The 20,962-nt window shown below is 69.9% G+C and carries 27 protein-coding genes; 24 read left to right on the top strand and 3 right to left on the bottom strand.

Going from position 1 to position 20,962, the window contains the following annotated elements; genetic code table 11:
- Positions 1–5: 5 nt before the first annotated feature.
- The 6 genes from ACFORO_RS23085 (at position 6) to ACFORO_RS23060 (ending at position 3,764) form a co-directional block, all read left to right on the top strand.
- Complete coding sequence (locus ACFORO_RS23085) at positions 6–164, top strand: hypothetical protein (protein ID WP_377873049.1); 159 nt, start codon at positions 6–8, stop codon at positions 162–164.
- Positions 164–670 (top strand): WhiB family transcriptional regulator, encoded by a 507-nt coding sequence (locus ACFORO_RS23080; protein ID WP_377873045.1) that lies wholly within the window; start codon positions 164–166, stop codon positions 668–670. The genes ACFORO_RS23085 and ACFORO_RS23080 overlap by 1 nt, the downstream gene beginning before the upstream one ends.
- A 46-nt stretch (positions 671–716) precedes the next feature.
- The gene (locus ACFORO_RS23075; protein ID WP_377872928.1) at positions 717–998 is read left to right on the top strand and encodes a hypothetical protein; all 282 of its coding nucleotides are present in this window, start codon (positions 717–719) and stop codon (positions 996–998) included.
- 40 nt (positions 999–1,038) lie between these two features.
- Positions 1,039–1,905 (top strand): hypothetical protein, encoded by an 867-nt coding sequence (locus ACFORO_RS23070; RefSeq protein ID WP_377872929.1) that lies wholly within the window; start codon positions 1,039–1,041, stop codon positions 1,903–1,905.
- A gap of 109 nt (positions 1,906–2,014) precedes the next feature.
- Positions 2,015–2,509 (top strand): helix-turn-helix domain-containing protein, encoded by a 495-nt coding sequence (locus ACFORO_RS23065; RefSeq protein ID WP_377872930.1) that lies wholly within the window; start codon positions 2,015–2,017, stop codon positions 2,507–2,509.
- Entirely contained in the window at positions 2,502–3,764 is a 1,263-nt protein-coding gene (locus ACFORO_RS23060) for a PBSX family phage terminase large subunit (protein WP_377872931.1), read from the top strand. Before ACFORO_RS23065 ends, ACFORO_RS23060 begins: the two co-directional genes overlap by 8 nt.
- Here ACFORO_RS23060 and ACFORO_RS23055 read toward each other — a convergent pair.
- A complete protein-coding gene (locus tag ACFORO_RS23055) occupies positions 3,724–4,002 on the bottom strand; it encodes a hypothetical protein (protein WP_377872932.1) in 279 nt (92 codons plus the stop codon). The two genes, ACFORO_RS23060 and ACFORO_RS23055, sit on opposite strands and share 41 nt — an antisense overlap.
- 33 nt (positions 4,003–4,035) lie before the next feature.
- Here ACFORO_RS23055 and ACFORO_RS23050 point away from each other — a divergent pair, with 33 nt between their 5' ends.
- A complete protein-coding gene (locus ACFORO_RS23050; RefSeq protein WP_377872933.1) occupies positions 4,036–5,634 on the top strand; it encodes a phage portal protein in 1,599 nt (532 codons plus the stop codon).
- A complete protein-coding gene (locus ACFORO_RS23045) occupies positions 5,606–7,483 on the top strand; it encodes a phage minor capsid protein (protein ID WP_377872934.1) in 1,878 nt (625 codons plus the stop codon). Before ACFORO_RS23050 ends, ACFORO_RS23045 begins: the two co-directional genes overlap by 29 nt.
- Positions 7,484–7,721: 238 nt before the next feature.
- On the opposite strand, the gene ACFORO_RS23040 is transcribed toward ACFORO_RS23045, so the two are convergent.
- The gene (locus ACFORO_RS23040) at positions 7,722–8,003 is read right to left on the bottom strand and encodes a hypothetical protein (protein WP_377872935.1); all 282 of its coding nucleotides are present in this window, start codon (positions 8,001–8,003) and stop codon (positions 7,722–7,724) included.
- Entirely contained in the window at positions 8,000–8,221 is a 222-nt protein-coding gene (locus ACFORO_RS23035; RefSeq protein ID WP_377872936.1) for a hypothetical protein, read from the bottom strand. The genes ACFORO_RS23040 and ACFORO_RS23035 overlap by 4 nt, the downstream gene beginning before the upstream one ends.
- Positions 8,222–8,356: 135 nt before the next feature.
- Between ACFORO_RS23035 and ACFORO_RS23030 the strand changes: the two genes are divergently transcribed.
- From ACFORO_RS23030 to ACFORO_RS22955, 16 genes are all read left to right on the top strand, one after another.
- The gene (locus ACFORO_RS23030) at positions 8,357–9,034 is read left to right on the top strand and encodes a hypothetical protein (protein ID WP_377872937.1); all 678 of its coding nucleotides are present in this window, start codon (positions 8,357–8,359) and stop codon (positions 9,032–9,034) included.
- 17 nt (positions 9,035–9,051) lie between these two features.
- Positions 9,052–10,056, top strand: a complete 1,005-nt coding sequence (locus ACFORO_RS23025; RefSeq protein WP_377872938.1) for a major capsid protein — start codon at positions 9,052–9,054, stop codon at positions 10,054–10,056.
- Entirely contained in the window at positions 10,056–10,283 is a 228-nt protein-coding gene (locus ACFORO_RS23020) for a hypothetical protein (RefSeq protein ID WP_377872939.1), read from the top strand. The genes ACFORO_RS23025 and ACFORO_RS23020 overlap by 1 nt, the downstream gene beginning before the upstream one ends.
- A gap of 67 nt (positions 10,284–10,350) precedes the next feature.
- Positions 10,351–10,773, top strand: a complete 423-nt coding sequence (locus ACFORO_RS23015) for a hypothetical protein (protein ID WP_377872940.1) — start codon at positions 10,351–10,353, stop codon at positions 10,771–10,773.
- Positions 10,764–11,093: a hypothetical protein gene (locus ACFORO_RS23010; RefSeq protein ID WP_377872941.1), complete on the top strand. Its 330-nt coding sequence runs from the start codon at positions 10,764–10,766 to the stop codon at positions 11,091–11,093. The genes ACFORO_RS23015 and ACFORO_RS23010 overlap by 10 nt, the downstream gene beginning before the upstream one ends.
- A 13-nt stretch (positions 11,094–11,106) precedes the next feature.
- The gene (locus tag ACFORO_RS23005) at positions 11,107–11,451 is read left to right on the top strand and encodes a hypothetical protein (RefSeq protein WP_377872942.1); all 345 of its coding nucleotides are present in this window, start codon (positions 11,107–11,109) and stop codon (positions 11,449–11,451) included.
- Complete coding sequence (locus ACFORO_RS23000; RefSeq protein ID WP_377872943.1) at positions 11,448–11,876, top strand: minor capsid protein; 429 nt, start codon at positions 11,448–11,450, stop codon at positions 11,874–11,876. Before ACFORO_RS23005 ends, ACFORO_RS23000 begins: the two co-directional genes overlap by 4 nt.
- Before the next feature lie 11 nt (positions 11,877–11,887).
- Positions 11,888–12,412, top strand: a complete 525-nt coding sequence (locus ACFORO_RS22995) for a phage tail tube protein (RefSeq protein ID WP_377872944.1) — start codon at positions 11,888–11,890, stop codon at positions 12,410–12,412.
- Positions 12,412–12,957, top strand: coding sequence for a DUF7426 family protein (locus ACFORO_RS22990; protein ID WP_215548373.1), 546 nt, complete (start codon positions 12,412–12,414; stop codon positions 12,955–12,957). The genes ACFORO_RS22995 and ACFORO_RS22990 overlap by 1 nt, the downstream gene beginning before the upstream one ends.
- Before the next feature lie 186 nt (positions 12,958–13,143).
- Entirely contained in the window at positions 13,144–15,549 is a 2,406-nt protein-coding gene (locus ACFORO_RS22985; RefSeq protein WP_377872945.1) for a phage tail protein, read from the top strand.
- The gene (locus ACFORO_RS22980; RefSeq protein ID WP_377872946.1) at positions 15,549–16,433 is read left to right on the top strand and encodes a hypothetical protein; all 885 of its coding nucleotides are present in this window, start codon (positions 15,549–15,551) and stop codon (positions 16,431–16,433) included. The genes ACFORO_RS22985 and ACFORO_RS22980 overlap by 1 nt, the downstream gene beginning before the upstream one ends.
- Before the next feature lie 15 nt (positions 16,434–16,448).
- Complete coding sequence (locus ACFORO_RS22975; RefSeq protein WP_377872947.1) at positions 16,449–17,648, top strand: hypothetical protein; 1,200 nt, start codon at positions 16,449–16,451, stop codon at positions 17,646–17,648.
- The gene (locus ACFORO_RS22970; RefSeq protein WP_377872948.1) at positions 17,648–18,778 is read left to right on the top strand and encodes a hypothetical protein; all 1,131 of its coding nucleotides are present in this window, start codon (positions 17,648–17,650) and stop codon (positions 18,776–18,778) included. Before ACFORO_RS22975 ends, ACFORO_RS22970 begins: the two co-directional genes overlap by 1 nt.
- Positions 18,778–19,527 (top strand): hypothetical protein, encoded by a 750-nt coding sequence (locus ACFORO_RS22965; RefSeq protein ID WP_377872949.1) that lies wholly within the window; start codon positions 18,778–18,780, stop codon positions 19,525–19,527. Before ACFORO_RS22970 ends, ACFORO_RS22965 begins: the two co-directional genes overlap by 1 nt.
- A 36-nt stretch (positions 19,528–19,563) precedes the next feature.
- Positions 19,564–19,941 carry a hypothetical protein gene (locus tag ACFORO_RS22960; RefSeq protein ID WP_377872950.1) on the top strand — a complete coding sequence of 126 codons (378 nt, stop codon included), beginning with the start codon at positions 19,564–19,566 and terminating at the stop codon, positions 19,939–19,941.
- Between the two features lie 26 nt (positions 19,942–19,967).
- Complete coding sequence (locus tag ACFORO_RS22955) at positions 19,968–20,960, top strand: glycoside hydrolase family 25 protein (protein WP_377872951.1); 993 nt, start codon at positions 19,968–19,970, stop codon at positions 20,958–20,960.
- Positions 20,961–20,962 lie beyond the last annotated feature (2 nt).

The following is a 20,962-nucleotide window of genomic DNA, read 5'->3' as shown; positions in this document are numbered from 1 at the left end:
AGTGGATGCAAGGCATTCCCGACGGGTGGGTGACCGGCGTCCCCGGCCTGTCCCGCAATGCCATGTTGCGGATGCTCGGCAACGGCGTCGTACCGCAGCAGGCCGCCGCCGCGCTGCCCTGGCTGCTCGACGTACTCGGCATCGCGCTCGACGAGGCCGCGTGATGCGCCTACCGGAGTGGCGCTCGCGCGCGGCCTGCCGCGGTCGCCTCGACCTCGATTTCATCGACCCCGCCGACGAGCAGGTCGACCGGTGCCGCGCCATCTGCGCCGAGTGCCCGGTGCGCGAGCTGTGTCTCGCCGACGCGCTCGCCTCTGGGGAGGCGTGGGGGATCTGGGGAGGGCTCGACGCCGACGAGCGCGCCAAGGTTGCCGAGCAGGACGGACACCCCGCGCCCGCAGTTCGACCGGCGCACGGCACGAACGCCCGGTACGCGAAACACCGGTGTCGCTGCAAAGCGTGCACCGCGGCGCACGCCGAGTACGAACGCGAACGCCGCGCCCGTCTCAGGGCTCGCCGCCGCGGAACGGCGCCGCGCGCGTACGTGCTCGTCGAGCCGGTTCGGTGCGGCCGCACATGGGCCGGTGCCGGTCAGTACGTGATAGCGCTTCCCGGTCTCCCCGTCCCGGCCGAGGCCGAACCCGACGAGCCGCTCGCCGCGGTCGCGTGAGCGACGCTCGCCGTAGTCTGTCCGAACTCGACATTGAGGGGATTCGTTGAGCGCACGCGCATTCGCCCGAAGCACACTGATCGCCGGTGACCCGGTGAACTGTCGTCACGAACACCCGCACAAGCCGGGGCGCGTGTGCCTGCTGGCACGAGCGCACGGCGGATTCATCGACGTTGAGCCGCACCGCTCGATCGAGGGCGACGAGTGGTTCGACGCGCTGTGCCGAGACTGCCGCGGGGCCGGCTCGGTCGACGGCGTCGACTGTGTGCCGTGTGCCGCCGGCGGATGGGTGCTTGTCGACCACACCGCGGACGACGCCGAAGCGTAGCGCATTAGTCGGTGACACCGTCGGCTCGATGCTCGAATGCGTGATCATCACGTGCGACGCCCCATTCTGCGCCAACGCAACCGCCGGGGGCGCGGTGTGCCTTTCCTGCCTCGGCCGGCTCCGTGCCGATCTGGTCGAGGTCGCCGAGCTGGTCGACGAACTCGAGGACACCGTCGCCCGGCTCGCGAACACCGGGCCGCCGCGGGTCGGCTCGCGCCCGGCCGAGACCGGGTTGCCGTTCAACGTCGGCGCCGCCGAGGTCCGCGACGTCGTGCGCAACGTGCTCTCGACGTGGGTGCGGGACTTGTGGGAGACGCACGGCCTACGCCAACCGGTGCCCACCGGCGAGACCGCGCCGGATGGCTCGCCGCTCACGGTCGCCGAGCTGGAACCGCTCGACCTCGACGACACCGTGCCCGAGATGGCCGCGTGGCTGCGCCGCCACCCGTCGTGGGTCGAGTACCACCCGGCCGGCGGCCAACTGGTCGACGAGATCGGCGACGCCGTCGAGCAGGTCCGCCGGGCCGTCGACCTGCCGCCGGCGCGCGTGTACTGCGGGCCGTGCCCGGACTGCTCGGCCGATCTGTACGCCCGACCCGAACGGGCCGTCGTCGCGTGCCGGGAATGCGGAATGCGACACGACGTCGAGGCTCGGCGCGAGAATCTGCTCGACGCCGCCCGCGACGTCGAGGCGACCGCGGCGGAGATCGCCCGCGCGTTGCCGAAACTGCTCGGCCGCGAACTGTCGGCGAACACGCTGCGCACGTGGGCGCGCACCGGCAAGCTCGACAAGCGCAAGCCCGACGAACACGGCCGACCGCGGTACCGCGTCGGCGACGTCATCGACCTTGCGCTCGTCACCCCCGCGCGAAAGCGTGTAACCCGCGAACCGGCCGGTTGTGCTTAAACTGGCGATTAGCAGCGGGTGAGCTGTACCCGCACCACGATCCGACAGCCCCGGACTACCTCCCCCTTCGGTCCGGGGCTGTCTGCTGCCCGGGGGCGAGGTGATCACCTTGCCACGCAATCTGATCACCGACGCCGACCGCGAACGCGTGCGCGAACTGCACGCCGAAGGCCGAACACGCAACGACATCGCCCGGGAGATCAGCCGCTCGCCATCCACGGTGACCGGCATCGCCCAAGCGCTCGGTCTGTCCTTCGACCGCTCGGCCACCGCCGCCGCAACGCACGCGCGCCAGGTCGACAACCGCGCCCGACGCACTGAGATCGTCGGCCGGCTCTACGGTCGCGCCGAGCGCATCCTCGGCCGGCTCGAGGCCGACCGGTACACGTTCACCGCGACCACGATCAACGGCATTGAGTCCAAGGTGCTCGACCACGTGCCAGCGCCAGACGAGAAGGCGCTCGCCTCGGCGATGTCGACGCATCTCAGCGCCGCGGCAAAGCTCGAGCAGGTCGACGCCGACACCGGCGCCGAGGGCGCGCGCTCGATGCTCGGCGGGCTCGCCGTCGCGCTCGGCATCGCGACCGGGCCGGCGAATGGGTGAGCCCGCGCTCGACCTGCCGCTCTCGCCGGCGCAAGTCGAGTCGATGCGCGAGTCGCGCGCGCGGGTGAACATCTGGTCGGGTGCCATCCGTTCGGGCAAGACCATCGCGAGTTTGTTGCGTTGGTTGATCTACGTCGCGCACGCGCCCCGCGGCGGACAGCTCGTCATCGTCGGGCGCACCCGCGACTCGGTCGCCCGCAACGTGTTCGCGCCGCTGCAAGACCCGACCCTGTTCGGCTCACTCGCCGACCACGTCAGCTACACCGCGGGCGCGCCGTCCGGTTGGATTCTCGGGCGGCAAGTGTTCGTGCTCGGCGCGTCGGACAGCAAGGCCGAGAAGGTGTTGCGCGGCTTGACCTGCGCCGGCGCATACGTCGACGAGGTCACCGTCGTTGCCCGCGAGTTCTTCAAGCAACTACTTGGCCGGATGAGCGTTCCCGGCGCGATGTTGTTCGGCACGACGAACCCGGATACTCCCGGCCACTGGCTGAAACACGACTACCTCGACCGGCTCGCCGAGCTGCCCGACTGGCGTTCGTTCGCGTTCACCCTCGACGACAACCCGTCGTTGTCCGCCGAGTACCGCGCGAGCATCCGCCGCGAGTACACCGGCTTGTGGTTCCGCCGATTCATCCTCGGCGAGTGGGTCGCCGCAGAGGGCGCCGTGTTCGACATGTGGGACCCCGATCGGCACGTCGTGCCGTGGGCCGATCTGCCCGACCTGCGGCGACTGCTCGCCGCCGGCGTCGACTACGGCACCACGAACGCAACCGCGGCGCTGGCGCTCGGCCTCGGCACCGACGACCGGCTGTACCTGGTTGACGAGTGGCGCCACGACCCCGCGCACGCCCGGACCCGGCTCACCGACTCCCAACTCGCCGCCGGCCTGCGCGAGTGGCTCGACCTCGACCACCACCCGCGCCAACAGGGCCGGCCCGAGTTCGTCGTCGTCGACCCTGCCGCCGCGAGCTTCCGGGTACAACTCCAGTCCGACGGCGTGCTTACCCAAGCCGCCGACAACGACGTCGCCTACGGCATCCGGACCCTGTCGAGCCTGCTCGCCGAGGACCGGTTGCGCGTGGCCGACCGGTGCCGCGGGTTCATCGCCGAGGTACCCGGCTACTCGTGGGACGACAAAGCGACCGCCGCCGGCGAAGACAAGCCGATCAAGATCGCTGATCACTCGCTCGACGGCGGCCGCTACGCCGTGACGACTACTGAGGCACTCTGGCGGCCTGCTCTCGCCGCCGCCTGAACAGCGGATACGCCTCCGGTCTGTCCTGCTTGTCCTGGGCGACCGACCACTCAGACAGAACCCATCCCGCGCGCTCGATCGCCTCAATCTGGATTGACCAGTCGGCGACCTCGCCAGACAAAAAGTGGTGCGTCGCCGGCCAGTTCAACCGGGCGGCAAAGAAAAAGCGGCCATCCTCGAATGCCTTGCGCGCTTCGTTGGCGACGTTATCCGCCTTGGCCTGCTTGATGAATCCCACGTTTCTCCCTGCTCTGGTGAAAGGGGGTGCGTCATGCCGTCTTCGTGGCCTCCCCCGCCGTTCGACGACGCGCACGCGCGTATGCGCGAGTGGGATGCCTGGTACACCGGTGATCCCGAGCGGCTCGTCGAGGTCTACACCGGCGAGCGCCGACGAGCCGTTACACCGCGGCTCCGGCCGTCGACCTACCGCGGCGGCCTGGTGGGCGGGCTCGCCCGGTTCTTCTGGGGCCGGCCGATCCCCGTCGGCCAGACCCGACAGCGGTTGCACGTGCCGCTCGCCGCAGACATCGCGACCGCGTCGGCCGACCTCCTGTTCTCCGAACCGCCGCGCATCGTCGTCGACGACACCGCGGCGCAGGCCCGCCTCGACCTCGCGCTCAACTCGCCGGCGATGCACTCGCGGTTGCTCGAGGCGGCCGAGATCGCCTCGGCGCTCGGCGGTGCCTACCTGCGCGTGGTCTGGGATGCCGACGTGGCCGAGCACGCGATGCTCGACGCCGTCCATGCCGACGCCGCAGTGCCCGAATGGCGTTGGGGCGAGCTTTCCGCTGTCACCTTCTACACGCGGGTGCGCGTCGACGGGCCGGCCGTGTGGCGCCACCTTGAGCGCTACGAACCGGGCCGGATCGTGCACGCACTGCACGTCGGCACCGAGACCGAACTCGGCCGCGCCGTGCCGCTCGACGAGGCCCCGGCGACCGAGTGGGCGGCACCGCTGGTCGACGCCGCGGGCAGCATCGCCACCGGCACCAACCGGCTCACCGCCGCCTACGTGCCCAACGTCCGCCCTAACCGCGTGTGGCGCGGCACCCCGCAGCTCGCGCCGCTGGGCCGCTCCGACTTCGACGGCGTAGAGCCGATGTTCGACGCGCTCGACGAGGTCTACACGAGCTGGATGCGCGACGTCCGGATCGCCAAGGCCCGGCTACTCGTGCCCACCGGGTACTTGCAGGACAACGGCGCGGGCAAGGGCGCGAGCTTCGACGAGGACCGCGAGGTCTACACCGAGTTGAACGCGCTGTCGCGCGGCGGCTCAGACACCCTCACGGTTTCAGCCCATCAGTTCGCGATCCGGGTAGCCGAGCACCGCGACACCGCCGAGGAGATCACCCGGACCGCCCTGCGGTCCGCCGGCTATTCGCTGGCGACGCTCGGCGACAACGACGGCGACGCCTCGATCACCGCAACCGAGGTCACCGCCCGCGAGAAACTGTCGAACCGCACGCGCGACAAGAAAGCGCGGTACTGGGCTTCCGGGCTCGCGCACATCGCCGCCGCGCTTGTCGAGGTCGATCGACACGCGTTCGGCGGCACGGCAACCGTTCCCGAGCTGCCCAAGGTCGAGTTTCCCGACCGGACGCAGCCGGACCCCGAGGCACTCGCGCGCACCGTGCAGGCACTCGGCGCGGCCGAGGCTGCCTCGACCGACGTGCGGGTGCGGATGGTTCACCCCGACTGGGACGACGACCAGGTGCGCGACGAGGTCGCCGCCATCCTCGCGGAGTCCGGCCGGACCGTGCCCGACCCAGCGACGTTCCGCGGGCTCGACCAGTTCCCCGACCCGCCGGCCCCCGGCGACAACGAGGTCGAGGGGGCCGCCGATGCCGTGGGAACCCCCGCCCGGAGTTGACCCGGCCGACGTCGTCGAGCAGCTCGCCGCGGACATCGTCGCTCTTTACACGCAGGCCGAGGCCCGGTTGCTCGGCGATATCGCCCGCCGCGTCCGCGCCGGTCAGGATGTGCCCGAGTGGGCCGCGCAGAAGGCGGCCGCGGCACGTGAGCTTCGGCTCGCTGCCGAGCGCATCGCGACACAGGTCACCGGGCAGGCAGGCCAGGCGGCCGCCGATTCCGTCTACGCCGCGTGGCAGGCTGGCGCCGAGCAAGGGCTCGCGCAGCTCGCCGACCTCGGCGCGCTGTCGTCCGGGCAACTCGAGCAGCTCGCCGGCGTGGTGCCCGGAATGCCGGCGGCCGCCATCCTCGCCGCGGACCTCACCAGCCGACTCGAGACGCTGCCGCTGCGCGTGCTGCGTTGGCAGCAGGACGCCTATCAAACGGCGGTCGCCGCGGCCGCGCCCGATCAGGTGCTCGGTACCGGCACGATCCACTCGGCGCAACGTGCCGCGTGGGATCGGCTTGTCTCGCAAGGGGTTACCGGGTTCGTTGACCGCGCCGGCCGCGACTGGAATCTCGCGAGCTACGTCGAGATGGCGGTGCGCACCGCGACCGCGCGTGCGTGGAACGACGGGCACCTCGCCCGCATGGCCGAGACCGGCGTCGAGCTGGTCACGATCACCCGCTCGCGCCATGCCTGCCGACTCTGTACCCGGTGGGAAGGACGGGTGTTGGCGCTGTCCGGTCCGACCGGTGAGCGCCAGGTCGAGCACACCCTCACCGACGAGACGGTCACCGTCGACGTCGCCGCCACCGTCGAGCAGGCGCGGCTCGAGGGGCTCATGCATCCGAACTGTCGACATCAGTTCGTGCCGTTCCTCCCCGGGGTGACCAAGCCCGACGAGATCCGCGAGCACGACGCGAAAGCCGAGCAGGACCGGGAAGACCTGCGCGCGCTCGAGCGCAAGGTGCGGCGGAACAAGCGCAAGGCCGCGGCCGCGCTCACCGACGACGAGCGCCAGGCTGCCGAGCGTCGGGTGCGCGAGACGCAAGCCGAGATCCGCGAGCACGTGAAGCGAACCGGACTCAACCGCAAGCGCTACCGCGAGCAAGTCAACCTCGGACACGGCGACCTCCGAGCCGCCGAACGCCGGCGCGACCAGCTCGCCGACCAGGTCGCCGAGGGCAGCGCCGAGCAGAACCGGCTCGACGCCATCTACGCCGAGCAGAACCGCCGGCGCGAGGCCGAACGCCTCGCCGCAGAAAAGGCCGCGGCCGTCGACGTGCGGGAGCTGTCCGACGAGCAACTCGCCGAACGGCTCGCCGAAGTCGGCGACGACGAGGACGCCGTCGCCCTAGTGCTCGCCGAACTGGACCGGCGCGAAGCCGACCAGCAGTACGCCGACGCAGTCGCCGACGACCCGGACCCCGAGAAGTGGGCCGAGGTCGACCGGCTCGTCGAGACCGGCCTCGACTACGAACAGGCGTACGCCGAGGTGTTCGACAAGGACGTCGAAAAGATGCGCCGAGAGGACGCCATCGCTCGACTTAGGCGCGAGGGCTACACCGGCCGCGGGTTCGACGAACTCGCGCGCGCCGCGTACGCCGAGCGGCTCGAACGCGACTACTTCGCTGCCGAGGCCGCTACAAACGGGTTCCTGCTCACGCAGGAAGGCCAGCGCAACGGACTCGACACGCGGAACCTGTGGCGCCAGAACGAGAACTACGCCCGCCGCTGGGCATCCGACGAACTAAAACAGTGGTGGGACGAAAACGGTAGGGTCACGTTCGACCAGTTCGCCGCCGAGTTGCTCGACGGCGGCAACGGAGAACGGTTCCGCACCGGGGGTGAGTCGTGGCTACAGTGACCGTCGAGCAAGTCCGCGCCGCCCGGGAACAGGGTTACGCTGCCGGTTACGGACTCGCACCACCGACGCCGAACCCTTACGCGCCAAGGCATACGCCCGAGTGGCTCGGCCCGCGAACGTCGGCCGAGCGCGTCCACCAGGAGAACGCCGAGCGGAGGCCTCTCGCGCTCGCGCGTGTGTGGCGACTGGCATATCAGAACGGGCAGGCCGCTTATGCGCGCGAACACTCCGCGACGAACTAGTCGGCTTGCTCGAGGCTGTTACCGCTTCCGGGCATACCTGCGCGCCACTGCCTGATCTCGGGCACGCGCTCGGCGTCCCACCCGGGTACGTCGTCGATCTCGACGTCTGGCTCCGGGAACGGGTGCAGCGAGTCGGCCGGGTACCGCTTGCGCCACTTGCTCACCGCCGAGCGGCTCACGCCGAGTCGCTCGCCGAGCGCCGCAGCTCCAATGAAATGACGGCCGGGCACCGCAGTCTTCTTCGCGGCGCCCGGCTTGGTGTCGCGTCGCTTATTCACGCGAGCACCACCCCGCCGAACAGCTCGTCGCGCACGTAGAACGACAGAGGGCCGACGGGTTCCGGCCACACGAACGGCACCGACTCGGCGACCGCGCGCTCGGCGGCGACCTCGGCGCACGCCTCCCAGATGTCGACCTGTCCCGGGACCTGGTCGGCGATGTGCTTGCGCATGGCCTCGGCCTCGAGCAGCGGCCCGACCTCGAAAAGTGCCTGCATTTCGTTCCCCTCTCCGAATGTCCGCGTTGTTGACACTCTATGGGCAATTCGTAGCGAGTGTCAACAACGTGGACACCTCCGTTTCCTCGGCCAGGCGCCGAGTTTTCCCATCCCACGACCGCCCAGGAGGCAACCGTGTCCGCACCCATCACCCCGACCGGCCCCGCTGGCGCACCCACTGGCGAACCGTCCGGCGAACCGAACGCCACCGGCCAGCCGTCCACCGACGAGCAGGCGTCGACGACCGGCCAGCCGAGCCCGCCGGCGCCGACCGATCCGGGTGCGGCCGCGGACGAACTCGCCGCGCTGGACCCGGTGACGCTGGCGAAGATGGTGCGCGATCTGCGCGCCGAGAACGCATCGGACCGCACGAGCGCGAAGACGAAGGCGGCCGACGAGGCGCGGCAGCAGCTCGCGCAGGACATCGGCAAGGCTCTCGGCCTGGTCGCCGGTGAGGATGACAAGGCGGACCCGGCGAAGCTTGCCGAGCAGGTCACCGCCGAGCAGCAGCGCGCCCGCGCCGCCGCGGTCGAGCTGGCCGTGTTCAAGTCCGCCGGCCCGCTCGGCGCCGACCCGGCCGCGCTGGTCGACTCGCGCGCGTTCCTCTCGGCGGTCGAGCAGCTCGACCCCACCGCGGCCGACTTCGCCGACAAGGTCGGCGCAGCGATCGCCAAGGCCGTGACCGACAACCCGAAGTTGCGCGCCGCCGGCCAGGTGCCGCCGCGCAGCAGCGGGCAGCACGCCGGCGGGTCCGGCGAGAAGCCCGCCGCGAAGTCGCTCACGGACGCCATTTCCCGCCACTACGGCAACTGAGCATCTAGGAGAGTTCCATGCCCGTGACCTTGGCCGAGGCCAAGAACAACGCACAGACCGACTACGACCCGGCCGTGATCGACGAATTCCGGAAAGAGTCGGCGATCCTCGACTCGCTGATCTTCGACGACGTCGTCAACCCCTCCGGCGGCGGCGCGACCCTCACCTACGGGTACCGGCGGCTGATCACGCAGCCGACCGCGGATTTCCGCGCGCTCAACTCCGAGTACGCGCCGCAGAACGTGACCACCGCACCGTTTTCGGTCAACCTGGCCGTGCTCGGTGGCGCGTTCGAGGTCGACCGGGTTATCGCCAAGATCGGCCCGGCCGCGTCCGCCGCGGTGTCGCTGAACATGTCGCAGAAGATCAAGGCCGCCAACACCCGGTTTCAGGATGCCGTGATCAACGGCGACACCGCCGTCGACACCAACGGTTTCGACGGGCTCGACAAGGCGCTCGTGGGCTCGACGACGGAGTTTCGCGCCGGTCAGGTCACCGACTGGACCGACTTCGACACCAACGCGCGCGCCGAGCACAAGGCGCTCGACGCCGTCGACGAGTTTCTCTCGCTGCTCGACGGCGCACCGTCGGTGATCATCGGCAACGCGAAGTCGCTCGCCCGGGTTCGAGCAGCAGCTCGGCGCGCGAGCATGTACACCCGCGACCCCGTCGAGGGGCTGCTCGGCGTCAACGGGCGCCCGGTGGTCCGGGAGACCTACGGCGGGGTACTGCTCGCCGACGCCGGCGCCAAGGCAGGCACGAACAACCCGATTGTGCCGATCCTCGGCCGGACCGTTGGTGGAACTGCGGCGACCGGGCTCACCGACCTCTACGCCTACCGCGTCGGGCTCGACGGGTTCCACGGCGTCGCGACCGTCGGCACGCAGCTCGTCGAGACGTGGCTGCCTGACTTCACCCTCCCGGGCGCGGTGAAAAAGGGCGAGGTCGAACTCGGCCCGGTCGCCATCGCGCTCAAAGCCACGAAGGCGGCCGCCGTCTTCCGCAACATCAAGGTGCAGTGATGCCACGACACACGATCGAAACCCCCGTCGACAGCTACACCGGCCACGTCGCCGGCGTCGACTTCCTCGAGGGCCGCGGCGAGACCAGCGACGAGAACGCGGTCGCCTACTTCCAGCGGCACGGCTACACCGTGACCCCGGTAGAGGACGACGGCAAGCCCGCCGAGCCGCCGGTCGCCGACCCGGACGACACGAAGCGCAGCCCTCGCCGGACGCCGGCGAAGTAGCCGCCGCGGCTGGTGCCCGTGCCCCGACCGGGCACCGGCCGCGGTTCCACCCAGGAAGGGGGCGGCAATGGCGCGCGTCTACGCAACCGCCGAGGACTACGCGAACTGGCTCGACCTCACCACCCCGCCCGACGGCATCGCCCGGTCGCTCGCGCGCGCGTCGCAGCTCGTCGACTGGCTGCTCGTAACCGCCGTCTACGCGACCGACCCCGCCGGATACCCGACCGACCCGGACAAGCGCGCCGCGGTCCGCGATGCCACATGCGCGACCGTCGCATGGTGGGAGGACACCGGCGACAACACCGGCGCGGCCGCCCGCTACACCTCCACCGGCATCGGGTCCGTCACCCTGTCGCGCGCGAACACGCCAGCCGCAGCAACCCCCGCCGGCGCGCAGGCCGCCCGGCTCGCGCCGGAGGCTATGCAGCTACTCGCCGACGCCGGCCTCGGCGACGGCCCGGTCGAGCAGGAGGTCGCCCGGTGGCGGTGACCATGCCAGCGTTCCTGCTCCCGCACACCGTGACCGTGAAGCCCTACGCCGGCACCGGCGCGTACGGTCCGAGCTTCGGTCGGCCGTTCACCATCCGCCGCGCCTACGTCGAGGACCGGCGCCGACTGGTTCGCGCGTCTGACGGGGCCGAGACCATCAGCGAAACGACCGTCGTCGTTCGCCCCGGCCCGGCGATTCCGGCCGGTTCCGAGGTGACCGTGTGGCCCGGCACGCCGGCCGCCCGCACGGCGACCGTCATCACCTCGAGCACGTTCGACCATCCCAGCGCGCCCGCGCACGTCGAGATCACGCTCACGTAGGGAGGTACCCGCCATGCGGCTCAAGACCGAGTTTCACTGGAAAGGCGACCTCATCCTCGAGGACTTCACCCGCGGCGCGGAGAAGGGCGTCAAGCTCGCCGCCGAGCACGTTCGCGGCGTCGCCGTGAACCGAGCGCCGAAGGACACCGGCGCGCTCCGCAACACCGGAACCGCGACTACCGACGGGCTCGACGGCGCCGTCTCGTTCGACACCGAGTACGCCGTGCGCCAGCACGAAGAGACCGCCTGGCACCACGAAGACGGCCAAGCGAAGTACCTCGAGACCGCGCTCGACGACGAGATCGACGTCGCCCGGCAGATCATCGCCGCGCAGATCCGCAAGGCGACCCGCTCGTGAGCTTCCTCGCCGAACTGGGCGAGATCCTCGCCCGCCACCTGGCCGAGGCAGGGGCCGGCGTCTACCGACCCGACGGGGTCTACCTACCCGGCGAGACCGGCATCGTGTTCGGCGCCGTACCGGCCGAGCCGGCCCGAGTGCTCGCGCTGCTGCTCTACCCGCTCACTGCCGATACGGACGCCGACGCCGAGTACGGCCTGCGCATCCGCTACCGCTCGGCCGGCCAGGACCCGCGCGACGCGCTCGAGCTGGTCGACGTCGCATTCGACGCGCTCGCCGGCGCCAGCGAGCAGCAACTCGGCCTCGCCGTCCACCTGATCACCCGCGAGACCTCAAACCCCAGCGGCAACGACCAGAACGGCCGCTACCTGCACACCGACACCTACCAGATTCGGGCGCATCACCCGACCCGTTACCGCCAATAGGAGGCGCCGCCATGGCCCTACGTTCCATGCTCGCGAGCGATTGGGCGCTCGAAGTCGACACCGCCGCGAGCGGTGCCACAGCCCCGCAGTGGACCCCCGTTCGCGGGTTGTCGAGCTTTTCGGAGTCCAGCGACGACAACACCGAGGATGACGCGACGAACGACGCGCCCGGGTGGGGTTCGGACGTCATCACGCAGAGGAAATGGAAGATCGAGGCCGAGGGCAAGCGCAAGCGCGACACCAAGGCCAGCACTTACACCCCCGATGCGGGGCAGGAGTTCATCCGCAAGGCCGCGCGCAAGGTTGGTTTCGAGGCCGACGTGCATGTGCGCTGGTACCGGCGCGATGGGTCGCCGGATGCGTCCGAGGGGTACGCGCAGGTGTCCGAGTTCGAGAAGGGCGGCAAGACGACCGACCTCGAGCCGTTCAACTTCACATTGCTGGGACAGGGCGCGCCGCTCGAAATCGCCAACCCCGTGACCGTCCCGCCTACCGGCGCTGCCGCGGCCGCCTCGACTGCGAACGGGGGTAAGTGATGGCGTATCGGGATCTCGACGAGCTGCTCGACGGTGGGCTCGAGCTGCCCATCGGCGGCAAGGTCTACGCGGTTCCGCCGGTGGACGCCGAGACCGGTCTGCGGTTGCAACGGCTGCACGACTGGATGTTCGGCGTTGCCGCCGCGGTCAAGGCGCACGAGGACGACCCCGACGCCGGCGAGCTGTCGGTGCCCGAGCCGGGCGGCGAGCTGCTGAGCGACGCGCAGGAAATCGACATGTACCGCAAGTCGCTCGGTACCGCCTACGACGAGATGCTCGCCGACGGTGTCGCGTGGCCGCGGTTCAAAGTCGCTGGCATGACGGCGTTTCTGCACCACACGCAGAGCGCCGAGGCTGCCGAGGCGTACTGGAACACCGGCGGCCGCCCGGAAGCCTCGGCGGGGAATCGGGCGAGCCGTCGAGCGGCGGCCCGATCGACCCCGCAACGGGCATCCGCGAGTGGTACGAGCCGGACACGGAAGGCGGCGCCGGCGACGGCCCGCAGTGGCGGCAAATCCTCGAGCGCTGGTCGCTCGTCGAGCTAGACCTGCACGAAATCTACGCCGTCGACCTCGAGGCGCCCGGCCTGCTGCGCGCCCGTTCGTGGCGTTGGCTGCGCATCCGCATCGCCGGCCTGTTCTCCACCGACGCCAGTCGGTTACGTCGCGCCCTGTACCCGGAGGCTGACCGCCCCCGCCCCTGACTGAGCAGCGGGCGGGGGGTGGTCCCCCGTGGCGCTCACCATCGGCGAGCTTGTCGGTTACCTCCGCATCGACGACAAGGGCGTCGCCGGCAAGCTCGCGCAGGCTCGCGCGAGGTTCGCCGCCGCGGCGCGCGACACCGACGTCTACGACAACGCGCTCGTGCGCGCGGGCAAGTCCGCGCGCGACATGGCGATGTCGGCCGGTGCGAGCGCACTCAAGATCGGTGCCCTTGCCGGCGCGGCAAACCTCGCCGGCGGCGCGCTCGGCGCCCTCGGCGGCGGGCTCGTCACCGCGTCCGGCGCGCTGCTGATCCTGCCGGGCGCCGCGGTCGCCGGCGGCGCCGCGCTGGTCTCGCTCAAGGTCGGCATGTCCGGCTTCGGCGACGCGATGAAGAACATCGACGACCCGAAGAAGTTCGCCGAGGCCACCGCGAAACTCGCCCCCGCGGCGCGCGACACCGCGAACGCCGTGCGCGAGCTAAAACCCGCGTGGGACTCGGTCAAGAACTCGGTACAGCAAGAGCTGTTCTCCGAGATGGGCTCGGTTGTTCGCCAGCTCGGCGGACAGTACATGCCGATTCTCAAGCGCGGCATGACCGACGTCGCCTCGAGCTTCGGTGTCGGCGCCGCCGGCCTGGCCGCGTTCCTGCGCGAGGCGCAGACCGGGCGCGACGTCACGACGATTTTCGACAACTCCTCGACCGCGGTGTCGAACCTAGCCGAGACTGCGCGCCCGCTCGCGCAGGTGTTCCGCGACGTGGCGACCGTCGGCTCGACCGTGTTCGCCGACCTCACCACCGGCGCAGGCTCGGCTGCCGAGCGGTTCGCCGCGTTCATCGCGCAGGCCCGACAGTCCGGGCAGCTCGAGGCGTGGATGCGCAACGGGCTCAACGCGCTACAGCAGCTCGGCCAGCTCGCCGGCAACGTCGGCGGCATCGTCGCCGCCGTCTTCCGGGCGATGTCGACGAACGGCGTGTCGACGCTCGACGTGCTCGTGCAGGCAACCGGCGCCGTGCGGGAGTTCCTCAACTCCGCGCAGGGCGCCACCCTGCTACAGCAGATTTTCGGCGGCATCGCCGCAGCCGGCCGCGGCTTGGCCCCTGTGTTCGCCGAGGTCGGCCGCGTGCTGGTGTCCGATGTCGGCCCGGCGATTGCCGTGCTCGGCCCGCAGCTCGGCGCCGCGCTCGCCTCCCTGGCACCCGCGGTCGCCCCGCTCGGTCGAGTGCTCGCCGCCCTGGCCCCGGTGGTCGGCGCGGTCGCGCAGAGCTTGGCCGGCGGGCTGGCCTCGGCGATCGTGGCGCTCGAACCGGCCGTCGTCGCACTCGCCCCCGGGCTCGCGACCCTGGCCGGCCAGATCGGCACCGTTCTCGCTACCGCGCTCCAGCTCGCCGGCCCCCTGCTCGCGTTGCTCGCCGGGTTCCTGTCCGACAACATGACGTGGCTAGGCCCGCTGGCTCTGGCTTTTGGCGCTGTCGCCGTCGCGACAGGTCCACTAGTGTCCATTGTGGGCGCTCTGTCGACCGCTTTTCGCGTAGCAACAACGGTTTTCAACGCGCTACGGGTCGCGATGCTGGCTAACCCGTTCCTCGCGATCGTGGCCGCGGTAGTCGCCCTGGCCGTCTTGATCATCTCGAATTGGGACACGATCAAGGCCGCCCTAGCGGCTGCTTGGGAGTGGATCAAGAGCACAGCGTCGGCCGTTTTTGGTGCTATAGCTGACTTTTTCTCCGGAATCTGGTCCACGATCACCGGCGCCGTCTCGGCCGCCTGGGACTTCATCACCGGACTCGTGTCCGGAGCGCTGAACTTTGTCCGCTCAACCATCCAAAATGGACTAAACGCCGTTTTAGGATTTTTTCGCAATATTTGGTCGAATGTGTCCAGCGCCGTCTCAAATGGAGTGTCGTCCGTGCTGTCGTTCGTAGGCAGCCTACCTGGCCGAGCGCTGTCGATGCTGGGCAACTTCGGCTCGCTGCTGATCTCGGTCGGCGGCGACCTGCTGCGCGGACTCTGGAACGGCATTTCCGGCGCCGCCGATTGGCTCTGGTCCAAGGTCAAGAGCTTCTTTGGCTCCCTGCTTCCCGGGTGGGTTAAGGACATGCTCGGTATCTCGAGCCCGTCGAAGGTGTTCGCCGACATCGGCCGTTGGATACCGCCCGGCCTCGCCGGCGGTATCGACAAGGCCGCCGGCGTCGCGACGCGCTCAGCATCCGACTTGGCTTCGCGCGTGTCCGCCACGATGGCGGACGGATTGAACACTCCCGCGCTCGCGTTCGCGGGCGCGACTGGAACGGGGTCCGGTGCGGCCGCCAGTACGTACGCGGCGACCGGGGCTCGCGCGACTGTCCACATTGACCAGTTCCACGCGACCCCGGCGCAGTCGCCGGCCGACATCGCCGGAGAGCTGGACTGGCTGAGTCGCGGGGGTGGGTAGTGGCTGCTGGGGACCTCATCACCCGCGATGGACAACTCGAGTGGCGCGGCGAGCTGCTCGGCGCCGGCACGGCCTACGGGTGGCGCGCTCTTGAGGGCTGGCTCGACCTGCCGCAGATGCGCGGCGGCGACGTCGACCGGCCCGGCCAACATGGCGCGTTCCCGGGGCAGTTGCTCGCGCAGTCCCGCACCGTCACCTACTCGTTTGTGATCTCGGCTCGGCGAGCCACCCGTGCGCAGTACGCGGCCGCGGTCGCCCGGTTGCGCGCCATCACCACACCGAGCGAGAACCCCGACGAGGAACCGCTCGTGATCCGGCTCGACGGTCGGCGCTGGCAGGCGCTCGCCCGGTGCACGCGCCGGTCGATGCCGACCGGGCTCGAGTACGACGTCGGCTACGTCGCCGGCGCGCTGCAATGGGTCGCCACCGATCCCCGGTTACTCGAGCTGCCCGGCTTCACTGCGTCGACGATGCTCGGCGCGACGGATTCCGGCGGGCTCGGCTTCCCGGTCCGCTTCCCGATGCCATTCGGCGCCGCTGCCCGCGGCGGAGTGATCACGTGGACGAACACCGGCACGGCCGAGGCGTGGCCGGTCTGGCGCATCGCCGGCCCGGTCCGCGGCCCGTCGATCACCCGGCGCGATACGGGGCAGGCGCTCGAGTTCGACCCGGATTGGTTCATTCCCACGGGGCAAGTCGTCGAGGTCGACACGCTCGCCCGAACCGTGTTGTTCGTCGGCAGCAACGTCTCGGCGTCCGACCGCTTGTTCACCCGGGGATGGTTCAGCTTCCCGCCCGGCCGAGAGACACAGGCCGTTTTCGCTTCTGCCGCACCGAGTTCCGACTCTCGCCTGTCGGTGACCGTGCACAGCACCGCCATGTGAGACGGAGGTTTCCTTATGCCCGAACGTAATTCGTGGGCTGTCGGCTCTACCGATAGACCGCTCATCAGCACCGAAGATGCCCGTCTCGCTGTATCCGCGCTGCTCATTCCCGGGGCGAACGCCATCACCGCCCGCAACGGCATCCGGCCCGCTCCGGGAACCCCCGGGCGCGTCCACGCGGCCGGCACGGCAAGCGGCTCGATCGTGGTCGAGCCGTTCCAAGGCGCTGTACGCGCTTCCCGCGGTATCGGCTCGTATCTGGTGTCGCTGGACTCGGCGAAGACCCTCGACGTGCTCGCCGTCCCCGCCGATCCGGCGAACGACCGGTACGACCTGGTGATCGCTCAGCAGTCCGACGAGTTCTACCTCGACGCCGCGACCCGGTTCGACGTCCGGCTCGTGCGTGGCACCGCCTCGGCGACGCCGAGCGACCCCGTCGTCGACGGCTCGCGCGACTGGTTCACCCTCGGCCGCGTCCGCGTCACCGCCGGCGCAAACAAGATCACCGACGCCATGATCGACCAGCTACCGCCCGGGTGGACGGTCGCCCTCGGCGGGCTGCTGCCCGTCGGTAGCGTCGCCGAGCGCAACGCCATCGCCGCGTATCCCGGGCAAGCGGTGCACCGGCTCGACAAGGGATGGACCGAGGTCTACGACGGCGCCGCGTGGCGTGTGCGCGGGCAGGTGACCGCGGCCGCGCTGTCCGACATCACCGACCCGTACCCCAGTCAACTCGCCGTGCTCGCCAACACTGGCCGGCTATACCGCTGGAACGGCGAAAAGTGGCTGTACGCCGCGATGCTCAGCGGCGCCACCCCCGGCGGCGACTGGACGATCACCACCAACCAGCCGACCTCGAACACGCCGACTCTGCTCACCTTCCCCCAGATCAACCGGCCGCCGGGCGGCATCACGCTCGCCGGAGGAGTGTTCACCATCGAAGAACCCGGTTGGTGGGATCTCTCGCTGAACTTGCGGTACACCATCGTGAACACCGACAAGTACGCCATGATCGGCGGCTCGTCGGCGGGGAACCTGTGGGCGAAAGACAGCGTTGCCGGGGGCGGCAACAACGTCTCGGCGTCTACCTCGAGGTGGCTCGACAAGGGCGCAACGGTCCGGTGCTACGGCTATTCCGGCACCGCTAGCGCGGTCACGAAGGAATCGCCCGACGACCTGATCAGCGGCTTTACCGCGGTGTGGCGGGGTCCGTGATGGCACTGCCTACCTACACCTATCTCGTCGCCGACCTGCGCACCGGCAACGTGCTCGACGAGCTACCGCTCTCCGGCGTCAAGTACAACCGGCCGTTGAACGACGCAGGGAAGTTCTCCGGCACGTGGGACCTGTCTCGGCACCCGTCGACGCGCCGACGCGACCCGTACGAGCTGACGATGCCGGCCCGGCGCGCGCTGTACGTCCTGCGCGATGACCGGCCGATGTGGGGCGGGCTCATCTGGACCCGCAAATACGACAGCAGCACCGGCGCCGTCGAGATTCAGGGCGCGGACTGGTGGAGCTACTTCGACCACCGCAAGGTGTTGCCGCTGCTGCCCGACCCGGTCGCCGTCGACCGCGTCGCGAAGCTCACCACCCGCTACAACGACACCGAGCAAAACGACATCGCGCGGCGCCTGGTGCAGCTCGCCCAATCGCACGCCGGCGGCGACATCCGCGTCGAGGTCGACGACTCGCAATCGTTCATCTACCGCGACCGCGAATACCCCGGGCACGCGCTCACCGACACCGGCGAGGCCCTGCGCCAGCTCTCGCGCGTCATCAACGGCCCCGACATCATGTTCGGCGTCGCCCCGGGCGTCGGCGGCCGCGTCCGTCGCATCATGCGCGTAGGCACGCCACGGCTCGGCCAGACCGGCACCGCGCACGTGTGGGAGACCGGCGGCAACATCCTCGGCTACGTCTGGCCGTCGGACGCTACGCGAATGGCAACGCGCACGTTCGCCACCGGCGACGGCATGGCCGAGGGAACCCCGATCGCCGTCGCCGAGGACACCGCGAAATACCCGGCGCACTGGCCGTTGCTCGAATCCGAACAGGGCTACTCGAGCGTGAGCGACGTCGAGACTCTGCGAGGCCACGCCGACGCCGACCAACTCGTCGCCCGGCTGCCCGTCGTGCTCCCGACGCTCACCGTGCGCGGCGACACCGCGCCCTACGTCGGCGAGTGGGACACCGGCGACGACGTCCGGGTCGTCATCCGCGACGAGTTCATGCGCCGCGGGCTCGACACCGCAATGCGGATCGTCGACGCGCAGTACGCGCCCGGTGAGTCCGTCGAAACCGTCACCATCACCATGAGCCCCCTAATCGAGGATGCCGCGTAATGCAGGTCAACCAGCCGTCAAACATCATCGACCGCGTCATCGCCCTTGAACGGGAGTTGGCCTCCGTGCGCAAGAAAGTCGGCTTGTCCTCGGCCGTCATCGCCCGCGGCGGCTTGACGCTCGTCGACGACAGCTACATCAAGGTGACCGACTCCGACGGCATCGAAATCCTCTACATCGGCCCGGATTCTCAAGGCAAGCAACGGTTTGTACTCCGCCGTGAAGGCGGAGCAACCCTCATGTACACGGCGGGCTCGGCACAGTTCGGTCGCGACTTCTGGGCGATGACCGACTCAACCGGACGCATCATCGTGTCCGACAACGCCGAGGTAGGCGCCGGCCTCGCACGCCCGTGGCTTCCCATCGTCATGTACCCGATGTTCATCACGCACACCTACAGTTCCGACCCCGCGCTCGGCGAGACCTTCGGCTATATGGACATCGACACCCGCAAGCTCAGCGGAGAAACCACGTTGTGGGAAGGCCGCGCGTCCGTCTCGCACCCGTGGGTCACGATCGATGGTGTCTGGGGCCAGTCCTTCGGCAAGCCGAACGTCACCTACCGGCTCAAGTTCGACGGCAAGGAAGTCGGTTCGTGGGACGCGAACGTCGGACCCGTTGTCAGCCAGCAAGGCCGTTTCAGCGTGGCCGAGTTCGTCGGTCGTGACTGGGTCGAAGTCACCTTGACCGCGTCGGCGTCCGGCGCCGGTGCTATCGCCTGCCAAGTCCTCGGCTGCTACTGCATGTAGCCCGAACTATCCCACACAGCAAGGAAATCCGAACCCGTGAACCTCGCCGATCTCGGTGTGCTCGACATCGCCGGGACGGCGGGTGTCGCCGTCGCCGCATACCTCGTCATCCGTCGCGTGTGGACAGCCGCACGCAACGCCGCCCGCGGCCTGCGCCGGCTCGGCCACTTCGCCGACGACTGGTTCGGCGAGCCCGAACGCAACGGCGTCGCCGCCCGGCCCGGCGTCATCGAACGCATTTCCGCCATCGAAACCGCCGGCGCCGCCACCCGCGACGACGTGCGCGACCTCGTCGAGCGCGTCGAACGGGTCGAGCACGAGTTGCGCCCCAACTCCGGCGCGAGCCTGCGCGACGCGATCGACCGCGTCGAGAACGCCGTCGCCGAGCCGCCCACCAACGGCCAGACCCGTTGACACATAACCCTTTTCGAGAGGTGACCATGCTCTACGGAATCGACATCAGCAACCACCAAGGCGGCGCGTTCGACCTACGCCGAACCCGTGCCGAGGGATTCGACTTCGCGTTCCTCAAGGCCACCGACGGCGCCGGATGGGTCGATCCGCAGTTCGGCCGCAACCTCGGCGAAGCGCGCGGCGCCGGCCTGCTCGTCGCCGCCTACCACTACCAGCGCGGCAACGCATCGGCCGCGGCACAGGTTGACACCATCACCCGCACCGTCCCGCGCGACGTGCCCGTGATTCCGGATGTGGAGAAGGACGGCGGAAACCTCGCGCTTACCCGCGACATCGTCGGCCGGCTCCGCGGTGCCGGCTACACCGTGCCGCTCGTCTACGTCCCGCGCTGGTACTGGCGAGACACCCTCGGCTCACCGCCGCTCGACGGCCTGCCGCCGCTGTGGTCGAGCCGATACCCGGACATGAACGGCGGGTACGCATCGCAGATTTACGCGCGCGTACCGGCGAACTACTGGGACGGCTACGGCGGCGCCGGCGTCGAGGTCTTGCAGTTCACCAGCTCGGCCACCGTCGCCGGACACACCCCGGTCGACGCGAACGCCTACCGCGGCACCCGCGACCAGCTCGCCGCCCTGCTCTCGTCCCGATCCAATCCACAGAAAGAGGTCGATATGCCCGCTATTCCCGTGTCCCTGCCCCACTCTGCCGACTGGAACTACGTTGCACTCCCGTTCGAGAGCAACGCCAACTCGACGGTAGTCGGCGACGCCTGGTTCACGATCTTCGCCGCGTGGGGTGAGGTCGAGTACGAAGTCGTCACCATCGGCGGCGGGCTCAAGCTCGTAGGACTGATCGGCACCGCGCCGACCGCCGGCCGTCTCGCCGACCGACAGCGGAATTTCTGGCAGGTGCCCAGCGGCCTCGAGGGAATCGCGCTCCGCTACCGGGCGCGCAACGCCAAGGGCGAGACGACGAACGGGCGCATTGGCTACTCGTTCCCGCAGAAGGGGAAGTGACC

Source organism: Amycolatopsis halotolerans, from assembly GCF_042647905.1.
GTDB classification, from domain to species: Bacteria; Actinomycetota; Actinomycetes; order Mycobacteriales; family Pseudonocardiaceae; genus Amycolatopsis; species Amycolatopsis halotolerans.
The sequence above is the reverse complement of the archived record's forward strand: the minus strand, read 5'-3'. Positions and strand labels throughout refer to the sequence as shown.

What these genes read in the sequence shown, in the direction of transcription:
- ACFORO_RS23085 (WP_377873049.1), top strand. Translation starts at nt 6, where the DNA reads ATGCAAGGCATTCCCGACGGGTGGGTGACCGGCGTCCCCGGCCTGTCC.
- ACFORO_RS23080 (WP_377873045.1), top strand. Translation starts at nt 164, where the DNA reads ATGCGCCTACCGGAGTGGCGCTCGCGCGCGGCCTGCCGCGGTCGCCTC.
- ACFORO_RS23060 (WP_377872931.1), top strand. Translation starts at nt 2,502, where the DNA reads ATGGGTGAGCCCGCGCTCGACCTGCCGCTCTCGCCGGCGCAAGTCGAG.
- ACFORO_RS23050 (WP_377872933.1), top strand. Translation starts at nt 4,036, where the DNA reads ATGCCGTCTTCGTGGCCTCCCCCGCCGTTCGACGACGCGCACGCGCGT.
- ACFORO_RS23045 (WP_377872934.1), top strand. Translation starts at nt 5,606, where the DNA reads ATGCCGTGGGAACCCCCGCCCGGAGTTGACCCGGCCGACGTCGTCGAG.
- ACFORO_RS23035 (WP_377872936.1), bottom strand. Translation starts at nt 8,221, where the DNA reads ATGCAGGCACTTTTCGAGGTCGGGCCGCTGCTCGAGGCCGAGGCCATG.
- ACFORO_RS23025 (WP_377872938.1), top strand. Translation starts at nt 9,052, where the DNA reads ATGCCCGTGACCTTGGCCGAGGCCAAGAACAACGCACAGACCGACTAC.
- ACFORO_RS23020 (WP_377872939.1), top strand. Translation starts at nt 10,056, where the DNA reads ATGCCACGACACACGATCGAAACCCCCGTCGACAGCTACACCGGCCAC.
- ACFORO_RS23015 (WP_377872940.1), top strand. Translation starts at nt 10,351, where the DNA reads ATGGCGCGCGTCTACGCAACCGCCGAGGACTACGCGAACTGGCTCGAC.
- ACFORO_RS23005 (WP_377872942.1), top strand. Translation starts at nt 11,107, where the DNA reads ATGCGGCTCAAGACCGAGTTTCACTGGAAAGGCGACCTCATCCTCGAG.
- ACFORO_RS22995 (WP_377872944.1), top strand. Translation starts at nt 11,888, where the DNA reads ATGGCCCTACGTTCCATGCTCGCGAGCGATTGGGCGCTCGAAGTCGAC.
- ACFORO_RS22990 (WP_215548373.1), top strand. Translation starts at nt 12,412, where the DNA reads ATGGCGTATCGGGATCTCGACGAGCTGCTCGACGGTGGGCTCGAGCTG.
- ACFORO_RS22975 (WP_377872947.1), top strand. Translation starts at nt 16,449, where the DNA reads ATGCCCGAACGTAATTCGTGGGCTGTCGGCTCTACCGATAGACCGCTC.
- ACFORO_RS22970 (WP_377872948.1), top strand. Translation starts at nt 17,648, where the DNA reads ATGGCACTGCCTACCTACACCTATCTCGTCGCCGACCTGCGCACCGGC.
- ACFORO_RS22965 (WP_377872949.1), top strand. Translation starts at nt 18,778, where the DNA reads ATGCAGGTCAACCAGCCGTCAAACATCATCGACCGCGTCATCGCCCTT.
- ACFORO_RS22955 (WP_377872951.1), top strand. Translation starts at nt 19,968, where the DNA reads ATGCTCTACGGAATCGACATCAGCAACCACCAAGGCGGCGCGTTCGAC.